The sequence below is a fragment of the Vibrio bivalvicida genome (assembly GCF_001399455.2).
Taxonomy (GTDB): Bacteria; Pseudomonadota; Gammaproteobacteria; order Enterobacterales; family Vibrionaceae; genus Vibrio; species Vibrio bivalvicida.
In genome coordinates, this window is sequence record NZ_LLEI02000088.1 from 1 (window position 1) to 719 (window position 719).

The 719-nt window shown below is 38.7% G+C and carries 1 protein-coding gene; it reads left to right on the plus strand.

The genetic code is table 11. The features are described from left to right. Positions 1-43: 43 nt before the first annotated feature. Complete coding sequence (locus tag APB76_RS20825; protein ID WP_054963617.1) at positions 44-601, plus strand: hypothetical protein; 558 nt, start codon at positions 44-46, stop codon at positions 599-601. Positions 602-719 lie beyond the last annotated feature (118 nt).

The following is a 719-nucleotide window of genomic DNA, read 5'->3' on the forward strand; positions in this document are numbered from 1 at the left end:
CAGGGCGTTATAAGCCTTGAAGTATTACATAGGATATTGAACATTGGAAAATACAGAGAAACAAAAAGGACCTGGTTGTCTTGGATTTGTAATTGGTGGAATGTCATTCATCCCTTTGATTGGCGTTGTATTTGGGATTGTAGCAATTATCTGGGGCTTCAACGCAAAAAATACAAAGCTGAAATTGGTGGGTCTTTGCGGTATTAGTTTTACTTTTATCTTGTATGGGACACTTGCGTACATGGGTTTTGTACAAAAGGGAGGAGTGTACGATGATCTGCGATCTGAGTTAGTAAAAGTACAATTGACAAGTGCAGTACAAGCTATTGAATTATACAAAGTTCAAAATGGTGTATACCCGGCATCATTAGAAGTTTTACAAAACTCTTTACCACAAGGCAGCTTGGTATCTCTAAACGATGCCGCACAAGTGAGCATTTCCGAAGAGAAACTGTATTACTATATTGTAATTGATGAAAATCACTATCATATTCGGTCATATGGAAGAGACGGAGTAATTAATACATTGGATGATATTTTGCCAACACCGATAGAAAATGTAGGGTTAATAACCGACTATCAAGTAGAAAACGGCTTATAACAAACTGCTTAAGACGGACTATCAACGCTCGGCGATTTTAGTTCTAGTCTGGAACAGTGTTTACGGTGGTTGGTTTGAGTGTTGTGGTATGCGTTGCTAGCCACTTAGCAGGGCGTTA